This is a genomic window from Candidatus Galacturonatibacter soehngenii, assembly GCF_008830185.1.
In the GTDB taxonomy this organism is placed as follows: Bacteria; Bacillota; Clostridia; order Lachnospirales; family Lachnospiraceae; genus Lachnotalea; species Lachnotalea soehngenii.
Genome location: NZ_WAGX01000004.1, coordinates 954,700 through 973,833 on the forward strand (window position 1 = coordinate 954,700; position 19,134 = coordinate 973,833).

A 19,134-nucleotide genomic window follows, 5' to 3' on the forward strand; every position below is an offset into this window, starting at 1 on the left:
ACAGTTTAACCTTTGTTTAATGATTCAATACGTTATTAAGAAAAACAGAAACAAACTTTTGGAGATATTTAATGAATAGAACTTTTATTTACAAGATTGATGATGCTTATGATGGTTACAAAATCGGAGATTTTCTTCGAAAACATTTGTATTCAAGACAACTCATTATTCACCTAAAGAAAACAGAGCAAGGTATTTTGTTAAACAATACATGGGCCTATATTAATGATTTACTTCATACAAATGATGTTTTAACCATTCAGATTATAGAAGAATCGTCTTCTGACAATATTGTTCCTGTCAAAATGGAGTTAGATATCGTTTATGAAGATGAAGATATCGTAATCATCAATAAAGCTTCAAACACACCCATACATCCTTCCATGAACAATTATGATAATTCACTTGCAAATGGATTGGCTTATTATTATGAGTCGCAAAATCTTCCTTTTGTTTTTCGTTGTGTAAACCGCTTGGACAAAGATACCTCAGGTCTTGTTCTTCTTGCTAAAAATATGTATAGTAGCTGTATCCTTTCTGAAATGGTACGAAATCGTGAAATTCATAGAGAATACCTGGCACTTGTAGAGGGAAAATTAAATGATAATGGTACCATTGATGCTCCAGTCGCCAGAAAAGAAGGCTCTGTAATTGAACGCTGTATTGATTTTGATCATGGACAAACTGCAATTACCCATTATTCACGACTTGATTATAAGAATGACTTTTCGCTGGCTTCAATAGTCCTAGAAACAGGCCGTACACATCAAATCAGGGTGCATATGAAGTACATTGAACATCCCCTACCAGGTGATTTTATTTATAATCCTGTTTTTACACATATCAATCGGCAAGCATTGCATTCCCATAAGCTTTCCTTTGTTCATCCTATCACAAAAGAGGCAATGGCTTTTGTCTCGCCACTGCCTCAAGATATGAAAAAATTAATTGAATAACAAATTCTAGCGTAACCTAATGTATCACTTTGTATATATTGGGTTACATTGCTTTAATCCTTGGAACTTCGTCTACATGTAAGTATTTGCTGATGCATTTAATTAACAAATCATGATCCGATACATGATCAAGACCTGATATGATAACAGCTCCTATTACACCAACTTCTTCAATTCGAATTGGGAAGCCACCTCCACATGCGGCATATTCTCTTGGATTTAATCCCCAATCTTCAAAACTTTCTTCATTTTGATTAAGCAACATATACGTATAAAGACTACTCTTTTCAGCCATCATAACGGTTTTAAATTTTCTGTCAATCCATTTTTCGTTTAACAAATTGGTACCATCAAACCCGTGTTGAAATACGGTATATCCATTGTTTAATCGAATACTAATTGCAATGGATACGTCAAGTTTTTTACCTGCTGCAACTATAATGTTACCTAGTTCCCATGCATCGTCATTTGTAAAATGAGAAAACTGAAGAATTTCTTCTTGCATTTCTAAAACTTTGATTGCCTCATCCATTGTTAAATTCATATAGATTCCTCCTTTTAGTTACCCAATATAACTTTGATTCTCTTTTAGAAAAGTAACATAGTTTTATTTTAACGTTCTAGTTTACCTAATTCTTTCTGGAAACCCTACTTTCTTTTGTACCTTACGAAGTGTCTTGGTCGCAAAATAGCTTGCTTTTTCCGCATTATTTTTTATAACACCATCTACGTATGCTTTATCATTTAGTAGCTCTTTTTGCCTGTCTTGAATTGGTTTTAAACACTGTGCTACTACTTCTCCTACTGCAAGCTTAAAGTCGCCATATCCTTTGCCATCGAATTCTTTTTCCACTTCCTCTGATGACTTACCAGTTGTTGCACAATAGATATCAATTAGATTCTTAATACCTGGTTTGTCTTCTGAATATCTTATTTGGTTATCCGAATCGGTTACCGCTCGTTTGAATTTACGAATAATCGTATCCGTATCATCCATAAGATAGATGCTGCCATTCGGATTCTCATCTGATTTGGACATCTTTTTATCTGGATTTTGTAAGGACATGATTTTACGCCCAACTTTACCCATGTAGATTTCTGGAACGGTAAAAACATCACCATAGATTCCGTTAAATCGAGTAGCAATATCTCTTGCCAATTCAAGATGCTGCATCTGGTCGATTCCAACTGGAACCACATCTGCCTGATATAACAAAATGTCTGCTGCCATTAATACAGGATAAGTAAATAACCCTGAATTAATGTTATCTGCATTCTTTGCTGATTTGTCTTTAAATTGTGTCATTCGATTCAACTCGCCCATATAGGTGTAACAATTAAGAATCCATGACAATTCTGCATGTGCCGAAACATGAGATTGATAATAAATACAGTTCTTCTCTGGATCAAGACCTGCTGCAATATATAGTGTAAGAAGTTCTCTTGATCTCTTTCTAAGTGTAGCCGCATCTTGTCTAACCGTTATGGAATGCATATCTACCACACTGTAAAAGCACTCATACTCATCACATATATTTACCCAGTTCTTTAATGCACCTAAATAATTCCCGAGTGTTAAATTACCGGTTGCCTGCATCCCGCTAAATAATACTTTTTTATCGCCTATCATTTTTTCCTCCATGCTACTATTCATTATCATATTCTAGCTATATATTCTATTCATTTAAAGTGTCACCTAAAAAGGCATATTCACTTATAAAATAATAATCTTTTATCATAATACAATATATGATATAATATTTCAATAAAATGTAAAAATAAACCTAACGATTCAGTATACTGAATCAATAAGTATTTTGCAAAGGAGCATTCTTATGGAAAAAATTACAAGTTTTACCATTGACCATATTAAATTAATCCCTGGGGTATATGTGTCTCGAAAAGACCCTGTAGGTACTAGCATTATCACAACTTTTGATATCCGAATGACAAAACCTAATGGTGAACCAGTCATGAATACTGCTGAAATGCATGCAATCGAACATTTAGCGGCAACATATTTAAGAAATCATAAGGATTTTGGTTCCAAAATTATTTATTTTGGTCCTATGGGCTGTCGTACTGGTTTTTATTTACTGCTTGCTGGTGATTATGAATCAAAAAACATCATACCTTTATTAACTGAGTTGTTTGAATTTATAAGAGATTTTAAAGATGAAATACCTGGTGCAAGTGCTAAGGATTGTGGCAACTATTTAGATATGAATCTTCCAATGGCAAATTATCTTGCGAATAAATTCTTAAATGAGGTTCTTTACCACATAGATGAATCTAGATTAGTATATCCTAATTAGTTTTTATAAATTATGGAATTAAAAACAAGGTTTTAAACCTTGCTTTTAATTCCATTTTTATATTCCTTTCACAGTTTTTACTTTTCTAATCTTTCCTTTAATTGTCTTATTTTGCAGTTCATTCATTACTTTATTTCCTTTGTTATTTAGAATCTCAACATAAGATAAACTGTCCCTAATATCTATGATACCAATATCTTCTGCACTTATGTCATCAATACTGCAAATAGCACCTACAATATCAACGGTTCTCATTTTTGATTTTTTTCCACCACCAATGCATAATCTGGTAATCGTCTTGTTAAAAACAGCTCCCTTCCTTTCCTTTCGAACTGTTTTTTCACTTTGCTTTTTCCAAAATGCCTTCTCATCAATGTCTTCTCGTTTTGGACATACCTTTTCTTCTAACTTTCTTAATGTATATGCCTCAACCATCTTTTTCATTTTCTCTTCATCTGGTGTGACAAGACTAATTGCTTTTCCATTCTTGCCATTTCTACCTGTTCTTCCTGTTCTATGAACATAAGTTTCTCTTCCAGTTGGAAAGTCATAATGTATCACATGAGTGATTGTATCAAAATCAATTCCTCTAGCTGCCACATCCGTACATATCAGAAAATGAAATCGGCCCTCTCTAAATTCTTCTATCACTTGTAGTCGTTGCCTTTGATCAAGTTCTCCATGAAGCATTCCGCATTTAATTTTATCTCTAGTCATCTTATGATATAACGTATTTACCATTTCTCTTGTTGCACAAAATATCATACAATCCTTTGGATTCTCCATTAGTAAAATGGAAAAGAATGTATGATATTTTTCTTCACTGTCTACATAGTACAACTCTTCCTTTACTTTTGATACCGTTTGAGTCGTTGATTCAATTGCGATAGTCAAAGGATTTGTCATATTCTCATTCACCAGTTCTTCTATCGCATCACTCATTGTTGCCGAAAATAACATGGTTTGCCTTTTATCTGGTAGTTGCCTTATAATCTCACTTACTTCTTCTTGAAATCCCATATCAAGCATTAAATCAGCCTCATCAATCACAAGATATTTGATGTTTTCTAATTTAAGATTTCCACGTCTTAGATGATCCAATATTCTTCCTGGTGTTCCCACCACAACATGGGATTTTTGTTTTAACGTAGTCGTTTGCTTGTCAATTGGCATTCCACCAAATAATACAGGGACCTTTAATCTTTTCTTACGTCCTATATGAAACACCTCGGTTTTTACCTGAACTGCAAGCTCCCTTGTCGGTTCCAGTATCAAGGCCTGTGGTAAATACTCATCCCAAATAATTTGTTCACAAATGGGTATTGCAAATGCTGCCGTTTTTCCTGTACCTGTTTTTGATTTTCCTACAATATCTATGCCCTCTAAAGCTTTAGGAATCACCATATCTTGTATTTTTGTAGGCTCTAAATATTTCAACATGGTCAAAGCTTCTAAAATTTCTTTTGATAAGTTAAAACTAATAAATTTATTTATTTGACTCATTTCTTTCTCTTTTCTTTTTGATAGGTTACAGTATAACATCTTTGTCCTATTAAAAAAAGCAACAATTGATAGTAGGTTTCAATCTATTCCATTAGATAGCCTCGATAGGTATCAAATGCAGAAGGCAATGCATAGTCTTCTAACTCTTTTGCATGTATCCATTTTACTTCTTTGCTTTCTTGATTCTCTGCTAATAGAAACTGATTTATCATATCTTTTATTTCTACTATAGAAGAGTCATCTTTGGATGTTAGTTTAATTCGATATCCTTTCATATGCCATTCAATATGGGAAAAAATATGTTTTCCTTCACCAAGAGGTTCTACCAATATACCAAAATCTAGTTGCTGTTCTTGCATCATCTTGCTTATATATTCTTCTATCTCTAAAGCAGTCTTCTTTCCTTCCAATGAAGGTAACTGCCACAATCCCGCAAGTAATCCTTTTTTATTTCTTTTTTGAATCAAATAATAGCTTAACATACGATGCGTTTGCTTTTTATTGGTTAATTCTTCTCGCTCTTCATATTCGAACAAAAGAATTGTCTTATGTTCTATCTTTCTTGATTTCTTTGGTGTTTTTACAGGAATTTTCATTTCTATTCCTTGTTGATGCGCCTTACATAAATGAGACACTGGACATTGTTCACATAGAGGTTTTCCATTTGGAATACAAATCACTGCACCAAGTTCCATTAGCGACTGATTAAAGTCACCTGGCCTATCCTTTGGCATGATTTCTCTCAAATCATTTTCTAATTGCTTTTTTACCGAAGCCTTTGTAATATCATCAAAACTTCCAGCAATTCGTTTTGCAACTCGAAGTACATTTCCATCCACAGAAGGCACTGGTATCTTGTATACATTTGATGCAATGGCTCCAGCCGTATAACTACCTATACCTGGTAGCTTTAGAAGCTCTTCGTAACTATTTGGCAACCGTCCTTGGTAATCACTCATTATTATTTTTGCTGCTTTTTGCAGATTTCTAACGCGATTATAATAGCCTAATCCTTCCCAAAGCTTTAATAATTTCTCTTCCTCACATTCAGCAAGTGCTTTTATATCTGGCAGTTCTTCCACAAAACGATCAAAATATCCCTTTACAGCTTCTACCCTTGTTTGTTGAAGCATGATTTCAGATATCCATATGTAATATGCCTTTGGTTCAAGACGCCATCTTAAAATTCTTGCATTATAATCAAACCAATGTAGTAAATATTCAATTATATTGCTGTAATCGTATTGCATTTGTTTTTCCTTTCCTAACATCCCCTATCACATTATAGAATAAAGGAAAAGCATTTACCAGTCTATTTCTTTTGGTATTTTTCTACCAAGTACGGAAATTGTGAATAAGGAATCACATATTCTTGGATTCCTGCCGCATATGGTGAGACAATATATACATTACTAATCACAACAAATCCTTCATCAGAGAAATACCAAGTTTGATCTGTCAAAATATCCTTTACATAGTTTTCGTAATCTTCAAAAAAACCTAACTCATCTTCAGATTCCTTCATTTTTTTTAGCAGAAATTCGTTAACAAATGCTATTCCCTTTTCTTCATCCGTCAAAACATCTTTAAGAGTCAAAAGATTACCTGACTGAGTGTCAAAGTTTTGTGCTGTCCTTGTAGTATTAGGATGCGCTCCGCCTGCATACTCATAGGTATCATCAACAATACTAATTGCTGCTTGATCCACTCTTTTACTGCCATAAATATCCCCTAATCCGTATCCGTTCCAGTTCTCAACCTGATCGGTATTTAACAAGGAAAAGTGATCGGTTGCATAATCTATGTATTCCTTTATTTTTTCTTCTTGCTTTTTTTCACTTTCTTTGTAGTAAGCATTGATTTTTTGTGAAGCCTCTTCATTACCTTGTATGGTTACAACTGGTATGTTACTTGTTACTGTTAATAATAAATTACCCTTTTTATCTCTTTCTTCTCTAGATCTATCTTCAAATACAACGGATATGTTTGAATTATTTTCCAAATTCTTCTTATCTTTGATATATTCATTATTTTCTGTTGTTACTTTTTGAGCGATTTCTTTTTGCATTATAGGTTCTGTTACAAGATCTTCTTTCGTATCCAATTGATTTGTTTCTATTAACTGCCTATTTTGACAAGCAACAAGTGATAAGCTTACCAAAATCCCAAGTGTTACTATTTGCTTTTTCATCAAGTCCTCCTTATCTCTTTTAATTCCTAGTATATGCTTGACGTAATGTTTTGTAAACACTTAATCAATTAAACCATTAGACGAATATGTATAAGGGGGCGTTGCAAAATCAATTGCAACAGTCCCTTTAGTCTTTAATTTTTTAATAATTGTTCTATGTCAAGTGCTCCCCATCCTTGCCTATTTCTTGGCAAGCCTAGATTAACTGCACTATCCTTGATTCGCATTTTAACATCTCTTGTTCCCATATCGGGGTGTTTTTCTAATAACAATGCCAAAGCTCCTGTTACAACGGGCGTTGACATAGAAGTACCACTCTTAATGGAATAGGCTTTACTATCTCTCAAATTCATTGCGTTACATGCAGTAATATTCATACCAGGGGCAACAATATCAGGCTTACATATACATGACATCGTAGGCCCTCTCCCTGAATAATTTGTTTTTACTCTTCCAAATACATCTTGTAATCCATCATCGGAGGAACCTACTGTTATTACTTTTCTACTAATCCCAGGTGTCGTAATGGTATAGCCTCCTGGACCACTATTACCTGCTGCTGCTACAACAACAATTCCATTGTCCCAAGCCTCTTCCACACTATCTAATATTGCAGATTTTTCTTCTGCACCTGTTCTAGGTAATGTACCAACTGATATATTTAATAATCTTATATTATATCTATTCTTATTCCGTAAAATCCACTCTACACCTCTTGTAATGGAGTTAGACTCACCATTTCCGCCATCATCTAGAATTTTAATCATAACAATATTACTACCTGGTGCCATTCCTGCATATTTACCAATGGATAATTTACCATTTCCAGCACAAATACCTGCTACATGCGTACCATGTGAATTGTCATCATATATTCCTATTCTATTATTCACTAAATCCTTAAAACCTATTATTCTATTATCAAAGTCACTGTGATGGTATATCCCAGTATCCATTATGGCAATTGTAACTCCTCTGCCTGTAATGTTATTTTGACTCGCATAATTATAGTTTACTTTCTTCTTTACATAATACACTTGATTTCTCCAGTCAACTCATTAATATATATTATGAAGAACACTGGTACTTTGAAACACTGTTATAAGAATATCTTTTTTGTTGATTGCATATGTTAATGTTATGCCCTTCTATTAAGAACTAACCGAGTATAAGAAAAAAGTGCCAGAAAACTGACACTTTCTTAACACTTTATAAAAATTATCGAAACTCATCTAAAATATCTTTTACATGAACCATTTTATTAATACGATAAACATTTTCTCCACAAAATAAAAGTCCATGATCAATATCACCTTTTGCAGCATTGATTAACGCTTGTGTAATGCAATAAGGTATGGTAGCAGGATTACAGTGCGATAGGCATTTTCTACAGCTTGAAACCTTAATCGGACCTTCCTTTAAACGTTCTAAAAAAGGGTTATTTATCGCTCTACCTGGAAGTCCTACTGGACTTTTAACAATTACCACATCTTCTTTTTTTGCATTGATGTAAGCTTGCTTGTATTTCTCGTCTGCATCACATTCATAGGTTGCAACAAAGCGGCTTGCAATTTGTACACCACTTGCTCCAAGTTCTAGGTAATGCATTAAATCTTTCTGGTCAAATACACCACCAGCTACCACCACAGGTATTTGCTTATTATATTTTTCCCCATATTGGTTTACAAGTGAAATGATTTTTTCAATTTCTTTGTCATATTCGCTTTCATCAAATTGTTCAATTTCTTCTACCGTAAAGCCTAAATGTCCTCCAGCCTTAGCTCCTTCTATTACAACCATATCTGGAGACTTTTTATATTTTCTATCCCAAATTTTACAAATCACATCTGCTGATTTTAAAGAGGATACAATTGGTGCAATTTTTGTTCTTGATCCTTCAATCAGCTTAGGTAATGTTGTTGGTAACCCTGCTCCAGAAATTATAAGGTCAACACCTGCTTTGACAGCCGCTTTTACATATTCTTCATAATCTTTTGTGGCAACCATAATATTAACACCTATGATGCCTCCCTTTGCAATTTCTTTTGCCTTTTTAATTTCTTCTCCAATGGCTTTTAGATTAGCAGCAATGGGGTTTTTATCAAAGTCAGGGCTTTGAAATCCGATTTGTGCTGTTGATATTATGCCTACTCCGCCTTCTAGTGCAACTGCACCAGCAAGTCTAGACAAACTTATTCCTACACCCATGCCGCCTTGAATCACAGGAATTTTTGCAACCAAATCTCCTATTTTTAATGGTTTTATTTCCAATCCTTTATCCTCCACTACATGCTTCTAAAACGTTTATAACGTTCTTCCATCACTTCATTTTCCGTGAAGCTTTGGTATTTCAATAAGAATTCACTGATATGACATAAAAAATATTCTTTTAGTTTATTTAGTGTTGTAATATCAAGCTTTTCTGGCTCTGGAATCACTCGTTCTACTATATTTAACTTTTTCAAATCTTTTGCAGTAATCTTCATTACTTTAGCTGCTTCATCGGCACGTTTGCTATCCTTCCACAAAATCGAGGCAAAACCTTCTGGAGAAAGAATTGAATACGTTGCATTTTCCATAATCCAAACTTCATTTCCAACTGCTAACGCCAATGCTCCACCGCTTCCGCCTTCACCTATGATGATACTTAAAACAGGTACCTTTAAACTAGACATTTCAAATAGATTTTTGGCGATTGCCTCTCCTTGTCCTCTCTCTTCTGCTTCTAGACCGCAAAAGGCTCCTGGGGTATCTACAAAATTTATGATTGGCCTGTTAAACTTTTCTGCCTGTTTCATCAAACGTAGTGCCTTACGATATCCTTCTGGAGATGGCATTCCAAAATTTCGTTCGATATTTTCTTTCGTCGACCTACCTTTTTGTTCGCCAATTATGGTAACTGGTATGCCGCGAAAATATCCAATTCCACCCACCATTGCCTTATCGTCCTTATATAATCGATCTCCATGGAATTCTTCAAAGTCGTCAAAAATAAGTCCAATATAATCAAGAGCCGTTGGACGGTCTGATAATCTTGCAAGTTGCACTTGCTCCCATGCACTTCTTTTTGCTTTTGATTCTTTTAACAAAGCAGGTGCATTTACGGATTTTATGTCTGTAAGAGAATTGGATTGATTATGCATCCTAATTAATTTTGCTAAGACTTCCTTCATCTCTTCCCTTTTTACAATGCGATCCACAAAACCATGTTCTACTAGAAATTCTGCCCTTTGAAAACCTTCTGGAAGCTTTTGACCAATGGTTTGTTCAATGACTCTTGGTCCTGCAAACCCTATTAAAGCACCAGGCTCAGCAAGAATAATATCTCCTAACATGGCAAAGCTTGCAGTGACTCCACCTGTTGTTGGATCGGTTAAAACCGTAATATATAATAATTTCTCATCTGCATGTTTTTTAAGCGCAGCAGAAGTTTTTGCCATTTGCATCAACGATACAATTCCTTCTTGCATTCTTGCTCCTCCAGAGCATGCAAAAATGATAACAGGTAATCTTTTCTCCGTCGCTTTTTCTATCATTCTCGTAATCTTTTCACCTGTTACATAGCCCATACTTCCCATCAAAAATCCTGCATCGCAAACTCCAAGTGCACATTTTTGTCCTTGTATTAAAGCTTCTCCAGTCATGACGGATTCATCCAAATTCGTCTGTTCTTGCAGCTTTTTGATTTTTTCTTTGTATCCGTTAAAATCTAGTGGATTGCTATTTTCTATTCCTGTATCCCATTCTATAAAACTTCCTTTATCAGCTATCATACTGATTCTGGTCGTCGCATCGATTCGAAAATAGTGTCCACATTTTCCGCATGTATGGTTTTCATGAATCACGTCTTCGGTATATATCATACTCTGACATTTGTTACACTTCTTCCACATACCTTCTGGTACATGTGGCTCGTTAAACAGTTCTTCTTCCCCTGTTTTCTTTAGTGGACGCTCAATGCTCCTATTCACTGTAATATATGTTGTCTTTTTAAACTTTAACATATGACTATCTCCTAATCTCAATTAGAATTATCCAGAAAAGTCTGACTAATAAAATCTGTGCTGATATCTCCACTTTGAAAATCAGCATGGCTTAATATTTCATACTGAAAATCAATATTTGTATCAATTCCCTCTATAATAAATTCTCCAAGTACACTTCGCATTTTGTTGATTGCTTTTTCTCTTGATTTATCATGTACGATTACTTTTGCAATCATAGAATCGTAAACAGCTGGTATTGTGTATCCATGGAACAGGGCGGTGTCTATCCTTACGCCTTTTCCTCCTGGTATGTGAAGATTTGTTATCTTTCCAGGACTTGGTGTAAAATTCTTCTTTGGGTTTTCTGCGTTAATTCTACATTCAATGGAATGTCCATTAAGAATAACTTGTTCTTGCTTGATACTTAATGGCTCACCCATTGCTATTTTGATTTGCTCTTGCACTAAATCAATACCAGTTACTGTCTCTGTTACTGTATGTTCTACCTGGATTCTTGTATTCATCTCAATAAAATAAAATTCTCCACTTTTGTCTAGTAAAAATTCTATCGTTCCCGCATTTTCATAGTTTGCGGCTTTTGCTGCTAAAATGGCTGTATCACCCATTTTCTTTCGTAGTTCATTGCTAATGGCAATGGATGGAGACTCCTCAATTAATTTCTGGTGATGTCTTTGTATGGAGCAGTCCCTTTCTCCAAGTTGTATGACATTTCCATACTTATCTGCTAGAATCTGGAATTCTATATGCCTTGGATTTTGAACATATTTTTCGATGTACATGGTGTTATCACCAAATGCATTTACTGATTCAATTTGAGCTGTGTTAAATTGCTGTTCAAAGGAATTATGGTCTTCTACAATTCTCATACCTTTTCCGCCCCCACCACTGGAAGCCTTTATGATGACTGGATAGCCAATCTCATCTGCAAATTTTATTCCATCCTTTGCTGTATATACGGGCTCTTTTGTTCCTGGAACTACAGGAACAAGAGCTTCTATCATTGTTCTTCTAGCTTCTGCCTTATTTCCCATCTTATGAATCACATTAGCACTTGGTCCAATAAATGTAATGTTACACTTCGCACACATATCTACGAATTTACTATTTTCTGATAGAAAACCAAATCCTGCATGAATCGCATCTGCTTTTGTGGCAATGCAAGCACTAATGATTCGTTCCATATTCAAATAACTTTCTTTTGCTGGTGCAGGTCCAATGCATATGGCTTCATCAGCAAGTAAGGTATGAAGCGCTTCTTTATCAGCCGTCGAATAAACTGCTACTGTTTGGATTCCCATTTCTCTGCAAGCACGAATGATACGTACTGCAATTTCCCCTCTATTTGCGATTAAAATTTTCTTAAACATCTACCTGCACCTCATTTATCCGATTGCAAAGGTCAGTTCAGCTACTGCTGCAACTTTACCGTCTACATAGGCTTTTGCACTACCAACACCCATCGGTCCTTTTTGTTTTATTATTTCAACTTCAAGCGTTAATACATCCCCTGGTACAACCTTCTTTTTAAACTTTGCCGAATTGATAGCACCAAAGAATCCGATTTTGCCTTTGTTTTCAGGTATGCTAAGCATAGCAACCGTTCCTACCTGCGCCAATGCCTCAATAATTAAAACACCTGGCATAACTGGTTCAGCTGGAAAATGTCCTTGAAAGAATGGTTCGTTATAGGTTACACATTTGGTTCCAACTGCTCTTTTCCCTGGCTCTAGTTCTTCAATTCGATCGATTAACAAAAAGGGATGCCTATGGGGTATAATATCCATAATTTCTTTAATGTTTAACATAGTTACACTTCCTTTATTCGAAATAGTGGCTGGCCATACTCTACCATATCACCATCTTTTACTAGTATTTCTTCTACTACACCGTCACAATCACACTCAATCTCATTCATCAGCTTCATTGCTTCAATAATACCAATGATTTGACCTTTTTTCACAGTGTCTCCAATTTTTACAAAAGCTTCTTCTTCTGGACCTGGTGCACTATAAAACACCCCTACCAAAATAGAAGAAATTATTTTTCCTTCTTTTTCTATCGACTGCTTACTAATCTGCGCTTCTGTAGCAACAATTGGAGTAGCCCCTACTGCTGAAACAATCTGTGTTTGGGTATTCTTTTCTAAAACAAGCTTTATATTTTCTTCTTCATATACAAAATTTGTGATAGAAGAATCAGATACCGCTTTAATTAATTTTTCTATGTTATTCAATTCCATTTGTTATACCTCACTGTATTTTTTCACTAAAATACTGGCATTGTGTCCACCAAATCCAAAGGAATTACTTAAAGCATAATCTACCTTGCAATTCTCTGCCTTTGCCATATAGTTTAAATCTAATTCTTCATCTTTGATTTGATATCCTACTGTGGCATGAATGAATTCTTCTTGTATTTCTTTTACGCAAGTTATAAACTCAATTGCACCAGCAGCTCCAAGCAAATGCCCTACCAAAGATTTGGTTGAGTTAATTTTCATTTGATACGCATGTTCGCCAAACGCCAGCTTAATTGCCCTAGTTTCAAACAAATCATTATGATGCGTACTAGTTCCATGTGCATTAATATAAGTAATATCTTCTGGTTCCAATCCAGCTTCCTTTACCGCATTCATCATAGCTCTTGCAGCTCCTGAACCATCTTCTGCTGGAGATGTGATATGAAATGCATCACTTGAGGTACCATAGCCTACTATTTCTGCATATATCTTCGCACCACGTTTTTTTGCATGTTCTAATTCTTCCAAAATAACAATTCCTGCGCCTTCTCCCATGACAAATCCACTTCTTTCTTTATCAAATGGAATGGAACATCTTGCTGGGTCTGTTGAATCAGAAAGTGCTGTTAATGCTGCAAAGCCTGCTACTCCAATTGGGGTTACACAGCCTTCTGTTCCTCCTGCCACCATAACATCAGCCTCACTACACTGGATGCTACGAAATGCCTCACCAATAGAGTTAGCACCTGTTGTACATGCCGTAACTACATTGATACTTTTTCCTTTCAGACCAAACTGAATCGATACGTTACCAGCCGCCATATTAGATATCATCATTGGAACCAATAATGGATTTACTCTTCCAGGTCCTTTTTCTAATAACTTTTTATGTTCTCTTTCGACTGCCTGTAGACTACCAATTCCAGAGCCTACTGACACACCAATACGATAAGGATCTTCTTTTTCCAAATCAAGCTTGGAGTTTTCTAATGCTTCTTTGGTAGCAGCGATTGCATATTGGCAAAATAGCTCCATCCTCTTTGCTGCCTTAGCATCCATATAATTTTTTCCGTCAAAGCCTTTTACTTCTGCTGCCAACTTTGTTTTGTAATCAGAAGTATCAAACTTCGTAATTTCAGCAAAGCCTATTTTCTCTTCTTTTACGCTATTCCAAAATTCCTCTACACTTAATCCAATGGGTGTGATTGCACCCATACCAGTAATTACTACTCTTCTCATACCATACTCCTTTTTACATTGCCATTCCGCCATCAACACTGATTACCTGACCTGTAATATAATTTGCTTTGTCAGATGCTAAAAAACAAACCATATTAGCAATCTCTTCTACTTTTCCAAATCTTCCAAGTGGTATCTGCTTTGTTGCTTGTTCTCTTACTGCCTCAGATAAAACCTGTGTCATATCTGTCTCTATAAATCCTGGTGCAACTGCATTTACCGTAATCCCTCTGCTAGCAAGCTCTCTTGCAGCTGATTTTGTAAGACCAATTACTCCTGCCTTTGAGGCACAATAATTTGCCTGACCAACATTGCCAAGTATTCCAGATACAGATGAAATATTAATAATCTTTCCAGATTTTTGCTTTAACATCTGTCTTGATATATGTTTCATACAATTAAAGGTACCTTTTAAGTTAATGTCAATAACTTGGTCAAACTCTTCTTCCTTCATTTTCATAAGAAGATTATCTTTTGTAATTCCTGCATTATTTACTAAGATATCGATTCTTTCATGTTCTTTGATAAGATCTGCTATTAGACTAGAAGCCTCTTCAAAATCGCTGACATTGCATTGATACGCTTTTGCCTTGCCACCAAAAGAAATGATTTCTTGAATCACTTCTTCTGCCTTTTCTTTCGAGCCATTATAGTTAACGGCTACAAAAGCACCTTCTTTTGCGAGTGTAATGGCTATTTCTTTTCCTATTCCTCTGCTTGCTCCCGTTACTAATGCTATTTTTCCTTTTAACATACAACTCTCCTATCCTAGCTACCTACATCTATAATTCAGCCAGTTTACCTAAATCCTCATATTTTTCTATGTTAATTACCTTTACCGTTCTATCAATCTTTTTAATAAAGGAAGATAGTGTCTTTCCAGGTCCAATTTCTACAAAAGTATCTACGCCGTCCTTTATCATTGTTTCTACACTCTGCTGCCATTTTACAGAAGAATATACCTGCTTTTCTAGTAAGTCGACAACCTGTAACTTATCCGTTACATAATTTGCCGTAACATTACTAACATATGGTATCGTTACATCACTAAAAACAGCCTTATCTAGTACTTCTCGTAGCTTCTTGCCAGCCTCCTTTAACATAAGAGAGTGAAAAGGTCCACTTACATTAAGTCTAATTACCCTTTTTGCCCCAGCTTCTGTTAATTTTTCTGAAGCAGTATTTACGGCTTCTTCTTCACCTGATATTACAATTTGGCCTGGGCAATTGTAATTAGCAATTTGAACAATTCCTTGTGTACTGTTACAGACTTCTTCGATTCTGATAGTATCAAGTCCTAGTACGGCTGCCATCGCACCACCTTCTGGTACTGCTTCTTGCATAAATTTACCCCTTTGCTTTACTACCTTAAAGGCCTCTTCAAAGCTAAGCACCTTGGATGCTACCAAGGCACTATATTCACCAAGACTTAAGCCTGCGCTGATTTGGGGTGAATAACCTCTTAATTCTATCTCTTTTAACATAGCACAGCATACCGTAAGCATTGCAATTTGCGTAAACTCCGTAATGTTTAGCTTATCATTTTCTTCAAACAAAAGCTCTGCCATATTTATATTTCCTAATTCGCTGGCTTTTTCAAATATTTTTCTTGCTTCGTCGCTGTTTTCATAAAAATCTTTACCCATTCCAATGTATTGTGCCCCTTGTCCTGGGAAGACAAAAGCTAATTTATTCATGTTGCTCTCCTAAATCGACATTTATTTTGATTATCAAAGTATTTATTTAAAAAAATTTCCTGCTGTTCCTATTCGCCACCGTCTCTTTTAAAGTGACAAATAGGAAACTAACTAATTAATCTTTAATAATTGCTCTGCTTCCTTTATAATCTCTTGTATAATCTGGCTACATGTTTGCTCTTGTTTAATAAGCCCTGCAATTTGTCCTGCCATTACTGTTCCGTCAACAATATCACCTTCTACAACTGCTTTACGCAATGACCCAAGTGTCAGATACTCTAACTCTTCAAAGGAAGCACCTTCCTTTTCCATTTTTAGGTATTCTCTTGTCATTTTATTTCTAAGTTGTCTTACTGGATGACCAGTACTTCTACCAGTAACTTCAGAATCAATATCCTTTGCTGCAATCACACGTTGCTTATAAGCATCATGAACCACTGCTTCTTTTGCAACCACAAATCTTGTGCCTATTTGAGCTGCCTCTGCACCAAGCATACGAATTGCTGCAAATCCTCTGCCATCGCCAATACCGCCTGCTGCTATGACAGGGATATTTACAGCGTCAACCACTTGTGGAACTAGTGTCATTGTCGTTTGTTCTCCAATGTGCCCACCTGATTCGCATCCCTCTGCAACAACTGCATCTGCTCCATAACGCTCCATACGTCTTGCAAGTGCAACCGAAGCTACAACTGGAATTACTTTGATTCCTGCTGCCTTCCACATTTCCATATATTTTTCAGGGTTTCCTGCTCCTGTTGTAACAGCGGCAACTCCTTCTTCTACTACAATCTTTGCAATCTCTTCGGCATGCGGACTTAACAACATAATGTTTACACCAAATGGCTTGTCGGTTAACTCCTTCGCCTTTCGTATTTGATCTCGAACTACTTCTGTCGGGGCATTTGCTGCTCCGATTAATCCAAAGCCTCCTGCATTTGATACAGCTGCCGCAAGATTATGTTCAGCAACCCAAGCCATTCCCCCTTGGATAATTGGATATTCAATACCCAAAAGCTCTGTTACTCTGGTTTTCATATTATTCAACGCCTTTTCCTTTTAAATAATCTACCACATCACCAACAGTCACTAATTTTTCTAAATCTTCTGAAGGAATTTCTACAGAGTATTCATCTTCTAGTGCCATAACTAATTCAAATAGGTCTAAAGAGTCTGCACCTAAATCTTCTTTAAATGATGTTTCTAGTGTAATCGTATCTTCCTGTGCGCTTAATTGCTCTGCAATAATTTCTTTCATTCTTTCTAACATAATAGGTTCTCCTTTATTTTACATTGTTTTGATTTGCAAATAGTTTGATATTCAAAGTATATATAGTTTCATTTTTTTTGTCAAGATTTTTTTTATAAACTTTCTATATTGAACAATGAGTAGCCTTTTACATAAAAAATAATGCAATAATTCTCTTCCTATGCTTCTTTGGATATGAGAATTATTGCACTTTTTAATCAATATTAATTTTCTTTCGTGGACATTGAATATACGGCACAAAATCCACCAAACAAGATTCCTGTAAGAGGAAATACAATCCAGTTAATCTCCCATTTATGATAAACAAGCCCTGTAAATAAGAAAATGCAAACTGCAATTGGCCATATAATGCTGGCTACAATACCTATTACTTTACTTTCTTTGCTTTTTTCGACTTTGTATTCATCGATTTGTAGTAATTGTTTGCATGCATTTGCTTTACTACCTGTGGTTATTAATATATAGACTGCTATACTTATCATAAAAAGAAGTATTGATCCACCATAAGTTGTTGCATCATCACTAATCATATTAGAGATTAGTGCTGGCACTAGCGAAAGAAAGCACACACTTACTCCAATGATTACGCCTTGCGTTTGCTTTGTTTTTTCCTGGTTGTAATAGTTTTCAACATATGCTCTTGTGGCTAATGTAGTTTTAAATTTATTCTCTTCAATAAATTTATAAGAATCAAGCTTAGTACCACTATAGATTAAAATCGCAACCGCTGGAATTAAGAAAACAAGGAAAATCAAAGCTGGAAACGTATTTTTTGCATTACCAGACAACTGTGTTAAAAATAAATTATCTTCTAATGCCTGGTATACAAAAGCAAGAATAGAAGTACTAAATATAATCATCCATACACCCAATCCTACCATTTTATCTGACTTATGTTTTAAAGACAAATACTCTTTTGCTGGTTCTAAATCTAGCGTTGGTAGTTGGCTTTGATTCATCTTTGTTTGAACCTCCATCTCATTTAACAGTTCATCAATATTTCCAAACTCAGATATTACAATTCCAATTGCTTCATTTTCCGTCTTTCCCTCTCTTTTTAATTCTATATATTTATCTTCCATGCTGTCTTGTAAATCAGATTTCAATCTCATAATTTCTTCTGACTCAGGTAATCCAATAAAGATACTATCTAAATAGTTTTTGATTGTCTCCATACTATCCCATCTCCTTTATAAATTTATTAATAACTTCCTTGGTTACTTCCCATTCTTCACATTTTTCCTTATAATACTGCAATCCTTCTTGCGTTATTTTATAGTAGGTTCTTCTTTTTCCTTGTGTTTCTTCACCAAAAAACGATTGAATATATCCATTCTTCTCTAATCTTGCAAACGCAGAATATAGGGTTGTTTCTTTCATTACGTACTCTTCATTCGTAATCTGTCTAATATTTTTAGATATCTCATATCCGTAAGAAGAATCCTCTAATAATAAATACAAAATTATAATATCATTATAGCCACGAATGATATCGCTACTTATCAAAATTTCATCACTCCTTTCGTTTAGTGACAAATATGGTATTTCAAAAATTACTTCATCTATCATACTACGGCTGTCGTACTTTATCTGTCGTAGTAATTGTAACATAACTACTACGATAAGTAAAGTAATTTTTCAAGAGAAATTATATAATGAGAAAGTTTTAATAACTTTCCCATTATATAAAAAAAACAAGAAATAGTTAACTATCTCT

The 19,134-nt window shown here is 35.1% G+C and carries 20 protein-coding genes; 2 read left to right on the plus strand and 18 right to left on the minus strand.

Going from position 1 to position 19,134, the window contains the following annotated elements:
- Positions 1-71 precede the first annotated feature (71 nt).
- Positions 72-956 carry an RluA family pseudouridine synthase gene (locus F7O84_RS06995; protein WP_151143450.1) on the plus strand — a complete coding sequence of 295 codons (885 nt, stop codon included), beginning with the start codon at positions 72-74 and terminating at the stop codon, positions 954-956.
- Between the two features lie 43 nt (positions 957-999).
- On the opposite strand, the gene F7O84_RS07000 is transcribed toward F7O84_RS06995, so the two are convergent.
- Complete coding sequence (locus F7O84_RS07000; protein WP_151143452.1) at positions 1,000-1,500, minus strand: heme-degrading domain-containing protein; 501 nt, start codon at positions 1,498-1,500, stop codon at positions 1,000-1,002.
- An 81-nt stretch (positions 1,501-1,581) separates the two neighbouring features.
- Complete coding sequence (gene trpS / locus F7O84_RS07005; protein ID WP_151143455.1) at positions 1,582-2,586, minus strand: tryptophan--tRNA ligase; 1,005 nt, start codon at positions 2,584-2,586, stop codon at positions 1,582-1,584.
- A 205-nt stretch (positions 2,587-2,791) separates the two neighbouring features.
- On the opposite strand from trpS, the gene F7O84_RS07010 reads away from it, so the two are divergent.
- Entirely contained in the window at positions 2,792-3,271 is a 480-nt protein-coding gene (locus F7O84_RS07010; RefSeq protein WP_151143458.1) for an S-ribosylhomocysteine lyase, read from the plus strand.
- A gap of 57 nt (positions 3,272-3,328) precedes the next feature.
- Here the strand turns inward: F7O84_RS07010 and F7O84_RS07015 are convergent, their stop codons facing one another.
- From F7O84_RS07015 to F7O84_RS07090, 16 genes are all read right to left on the minus strand, one after another.
- The gene (locus F7O84_RS07015) at positions 3,329-4,774 is read right to left on the minus strand and encodes a DEAD/DEAH box helicase (protein WP_151143461.1); all 1,446 of its coding nucleotides are present in this window, start codon (positions 4,772-4,774) and stop codon (positions 3,329-3,331) included.
- A gap of 83 nt (positions 4,775-4,857) precedes the next feature.
- Positions 4,858-6,045 (minus strand): A/G-specific adenine glycosylase, encoded by a 1,188-nt coding sequence (locus F7O84_RS07020; RefSeq protein WP_243140831.1) that lies wholly within the window; start codon positions 6,043-6,045, stop codon positions 4,858-4,860.
- Positions 6,046-6,086: 41 nt separating this feature from the next.
- The gene (locus tag F7O84_RS07025) at positions 6,087-6,965 is read right to left on the minus strand and encodes a DUF3298 and DUF4163 domain-containing protein (protein ID WP_151143466.1); all 879 of its coding nucleotides are present in this window, start codon (positions 6,963-6,965) and stop codon (positions 6,087-6,089) included.
- Positions 6,966-7,099: 134 nt separating this feature from the next.
- Complete coding sequence (locus F7O84_RS07030; RefSeq protein WP_151143469.1) at positions 7,100-8,002, minus strand: S8 family peptidase; 903 nt, start codon at positions 8,000-8,002, stop codon at positions 7,100-7,102.
- A 181-nt stretch (positions 8,003-8,183) separates the two neighbouring features.
- A complete protein-coding gene (locus tag F7O84_RS07035; RefSeq protein ID WP_151143472.1) occupies positions 8,184-9,236 on the minus strand; it encodes an NAD(P)H-dependent flavin oxidoreductase in 1,053 nt (350 codons plus the stop codon).
- Between the two features lie 14 nt (positions 9,237-9,250).
- Positions 9,251-10,969 (minus strand): acetyl-CoA carboxylase carboxyltransferase subunit alpha, encoded by a 1,719-nt coding sequence (locus tag F7O84_RS07040; protein ID WP_151143475.1) that lies wholly within the window; start codon positions 10,967-10,969, stop codon positions 9,251-9,253.
- Between the two features lie 17 nt (positions 10,970-10,986).
- The gene (locus tag F7O84_RS07045; RefSeq protein ID WP_151143477.1) at positions 10,987-12,339 is read right to left on the minus strand and encodes an acetyl-CoA carboxylase biotin carboxylase subunit; all 1,353 of its coding nucleotides are present in this window, start codon (positions 12,337-12,339) and stop codon (positions 10,987-10,989) included.
- Between the two features lie 15 nt (positions 12,340-12,354).
- Entirely contained in the window at positions 12,355-12,777 is a 423-nt protein-coding gene (fabZ, locus tag F7O84_RS07050; protein ID WP_151143480.1) for a 3-hydroxyacyl-ACP dehydratase FabZ, read from the minus strand.
- A 2-nt stretch (positions 12,778-12,779) separates the two neighbouring features.
- Positions 12,780-13,211 (minus strand): acetyl-CoA carboxylase biotin carboxyl carrier protein, encoded by a 432-nt coding sequence (gene accB / locus F7O84_RS07055; RefSeq protein ID WP_151143483.1) that lies wholly within the window; start codon positions 13,209-13,211, stop codon positions 12,780-12,782.
- A gap of 3 nt (positions 13,212-13,214) precedes the next feature.
- The gene (gene fabF / locus F7O84_RS07060) at positions 13,215-14,450 is read right to left on the minus strand and encodes a beta-ketoacyl-ACP synthase II (RefSeq protein ID WP_151143486.1); all 1,236 of its coding nucleotides are present in this window, start codon (positions 14,448-14,450) and stop codon (positions 13,215-13,217) included.
- Positions 14,451-14,463: 13 nt separating this feature from the next.
- On the minus strand, positions 14,464-15,204 hold the full coding sequence (fabG, locus tag F7O84_RS07065) for a 3-oxoacyl-[acyl-carrier-protein] reductase (protein ID WP_151143488.1): 741 nt from the start codon (positions 15,202-15,204) through the stop codon (positions 14,464-14,466).
- A gap of 28 nt (positions 15,205-15,232) precedes the next feature.
- Positions 15,233-16,147 carry an ACP S-malonyltransferase gene (fabD, locus tag F7O84_RS07070; protein ID WP_151143490.1) on the minus strand — a complete coding sequence of 305 codons (915 nt, stop codon included), beginning with the start codon at positions 16,145-16,147 and terminating at the stop codon, positions 15,233-15,235.
- 111 nt (positions 16,148-16,258) lie between these two features.
- Positions 16,259-17,185 (minus strand): enoyl-[acyl-carrier-protein] reductase FabK, encoded by a 927-nt coding sequence (fabK, locus tag F7O84_RS07075; protein WP_151143493.1) that lies wholly within the window; start codon positions 17,183-17,185, stop codon positions 16,259-16,261.
- A 1-nt stretch (position 17,186) separates the two neighbouring features.
- Positions 17,187-17,417, minus strand: a complete 231-nt coding sequence (gene acpP / locus F7O84_RS07080; RefSeq protein WP_151143496.1) for an acyl carrier protein — start codon at positions 17,415-17,417, stop codon at positions 17,187-17,189.
- 203 nt (positions 17,418-17,620) lie between these two features.
- Positions 17,621-18,592, minus strand: coding sequence for a permease prefix domain 1-containing protein (locus F7O84_RS07085; protein ID WP_151143499.1), 972 nt, complete (start codon positions 18,590-18,592; stop codon positions 17,621-17,623).
- A 1-nt stretch (position 18,593) separates the two neighbouring features.
- Positions 18,594-18,923, minus strand: a complete 330-nt coding sequence (locus F7O84_RS07090; RefSeq protein WP_151143762.1) for a PadR family transcriptional regulator — start codon at positions 18,921-18,923, stop codon at positions 18,594-18,596.
- Positions 18,924-19,134: the final 211 nt, after the last annotated feature.

Coding starts and splice junctions, on each gene's coding strand:
- fabK (WP_151143493.1), bottom strand. CDS start 17,185: ATGAAAACCAGAGTAACAGAGCTTTTGGGTATTGAATATCCAATTATC.
- F7O84_RS07025 (WP_151143466.1), bottom strand. CDS start 6,965: ATGAAAAAGCAAATAGTAACACTTGGGATTTTGGTAAGCTTATCACTT.
- F7O84_RS07015 (WP_151143461.1), bottom strand. CDS start 4,774: ATGAGTCAAATAAATAAATTTATTAGTTTTAACTTATCAAAAGAAATT.
- fabG (WP_151143488.1), bottom strand. CDS start 15,204: ATGTTAAAAGGAAAAATAGCATTAGTAACGGGAGCAAGCAGAGGAATA.
- fabD (WP_151143490.1), bottom strand. CDS start 16,147: ATGAATAAATTAGCTTTTGTCTTCCCAGGACAAGGGGCACAATACATT.
- F7O84_RS07085 (WP_151143499.1), bottom strand. CDS start 18,592: ATGGAGACAATCAAAAACTATTTAGATAGTATCTTTATTGGATTACCT.
- F7O84_RS07010 (WP_151143458.1), top strand. CDS start 2,792: ATGGAAAAAATTACAAGTTTTACCATTGACCATATTAAATTAATCCCT.
- F7O84_RS07045 (WP_151143477.1), bottom strand. CDS start 12,339: ATGTTTAAGAAAATTTTAATCGCAAATAGAGGGGAAATTGCAGTACGT.
- F7O84_RS07040 (WP_151143475.1), bottom strand. CDS start 10,969: ATGTTAAAGTTTAAAAAGACAACATATATTACAGTGAATAGGAGCATT.
- fabZ (WP_151143480.1), bottom strand. CDS start 12,777: ATGTTAAACATTAAAGAAATTATGGATATTATACCCCATAGGCATCCC.
- F7O84_RS07020 (WP_243140831.1), bottom strand. CDS start 6,045: ATGTTAGGAAAGGAAAAACAAATGCAATACGATTACAGCAATATAATT.
- fabF (WP_151143486.1), bottom strand. CDS start 14,450: ATGAGAAGAGTAGTAATTACTGGTATGGGTGCAATCACACCCATTGGA.
- accB (WP_151143483.1), bottom strand. CDS start 13,211: ATGGAATTGAATAACATAGAAAAATTAATTAAAGCGGTATCTGATTCT.
- trpS (WP_151143455.1), bottom strand. CDS start 2,586: ATGATAGGCGATAAAAAAGTATTATTTAGCGGGATGCAGGCAACCGGT.
- F7O84_RS07000 (WP_151143452.1), bottom strand. CDS start 1,500: ATGAATTTAACAATGGATGAGGCAATCAAAGTTTTAGAAATGCAAGAA.
- acpP (WP_151143496.1), bottom strand. CDS start 17,417: ATGTTAGAAAGAATGAAAGAAATTATTGCAGAGCAATTAAGCGCACAG.
- F7O84_RS06995 (WP_151143450.1), top strand. CDS start 72: ATGAATAGAACTTTTATTTACAAGATTGATGATGCTTATGATGGTTAC.